The organism is Lentibacillus halophilus (assembly GCF_039522485.1).
Classification (GTDB): domain Bacteria; phylum Bacillota; class Bacilli; order Bacillales; family Amphibacillaceae; genus Lentibacillus; species Lentibacillus halophilus.
Genome location: NZ_BAAADM010000064.1, coordinates 1 through 1,504, shown reverse-complemented (window position 1 = coordinate 1,504; position 1,504 = coordinate 1). Strand labels below are relative to the sequence as shown.

At 47.1% G+C, this 1,504-nt stretch carries 1 protein-coding gene; it reads right to left on the bottom strand.

Features of this window, described 5'->3' with window-relative positions; translation table 11 throughout:
- Positions 1 to 1,453, bottom strand: a 1,453-nt coding sequence (locus ABDZ72_RS14305) for an IS5 family transposase (protein ID WP_343754359.1), incomplete at its 3' end; no start/stop codon positions are given.
- Positions 1,454 to 1,504: the final 51 nt, after the last annotated feature.

Below are 1,504 nucleotides of genomic sequence, written 5' to 3'. Positions count from 1 at the left end.
TCTCGACCATTAAATATAAAACGTATAAAAAAGTATCCCGGAGGATCTTTTCAAGATTCATAACCAGGAACTGGATGGAAATGACCGTTTCACTGGTCACCCGAAGACATGCTGAAATAAGGCCAAGTCCATACGAACGCTTGCCCTCGCCAAACTTGCCTTCTATCGCATTTCGTTCTGCGGCATCCTGATATTCAATTTGTTTTTGAAGCCGGTTCTCCTGAGCATTTTTGGAAGGGCGGCCGAGTTTTGGTCCGCTCAGCCGGATGCCGCGCTCCTTGCAGTAGCGTCGGTTTCCCCTTGTCCGGTAAATCTGGTCAGCCAGGACCGCCTCCGGATAAGTACCATGGCGCCTACAATAGGCCTCAATGGAGTCCTGAAGATAGACTCCTTCATGATAGGCGTCCCATGACAGTTTATCCAGCGTGGTATAACCATTGATCATGCTTACGGAGATTTTGGCCCCGAACTCAACATTGGCATCTGTTTTACCACGTACAATCGGACGTACATGAGGCTGGTGGATACTGACGATGCGATGGTCGATTTGATGCTTTTTATGGTCATACATGTGCTGCTGTTGACGGGTTAGTTCCTGTATGACCAATAATTCCCCATACTGACGCTTGTCCAAAGGTGACAGTCCTACCTGTTGCACGAGGAACGAGATGTGTTTTAAGTTTCTCTGAACGTAGTTTAGCTGCTTGCCAACGGCTTGTCGAACGTTTTTGCGTCCCGGTTGCTTTTGCTTGGAAATTGCCAGATAAGCCTTGCGGGCTTTCTTTCGATAGGTACGTGGTTTCCGTCGCTCACCTTTCAAAGGTTCATGCAGCGTATCGATCATGGCTTCAAGCTTTTCCCGTGCCTGATTTAACAAATTCAAATCCGTTGGATAGGCGATATCGGCTGGGGCACAAGTGGCATCCATCATCAGCTTTCCCTGATTAGGTAAGCTATCAGCCGTTCCCTGATTGGACTTGTCACCATGTGAACCGCCGGTTCCTTTATGGTCATTATCTGAATCATCATCATCGTCCTGGTCACGCTTTGTTTGTTCTTCCACTATCCATTCATTGACTTGGTTGACGATGGAAGCATCCAGGCGTTTACGGAAATACGTCATGGTCGAGGCATGAAAAGGCGCTTCTTCCTGAAAAGATGAAAGCCCGATAAAATACTGAAGATACGGATTCTCCGTAATCTGTTCCACAGTTTCCCGGTCACTCAGTCCAAGACGCTCTTTTATGATTAATGCGCCAAGCGCCGTCCGGACCGAATAGGCTTTGTTTCCTCTTGTTGAATCATTCAGGAGTTGAACGTACTCATCTTCAAGTTTTGACCATGGAATCAGATTGGCCATAACAGCCCAGCGGTTATTAGGGTTCAAACGACCCCCAAAAGGGAGGAAAAATTCATCCGGCATGATCATTTGACGTTCATTATGTTCGTACATTGTCAGGCCTCCAGGTGCAAGGTTTTTTCGTTGAATTTGTCTCTATCCCTT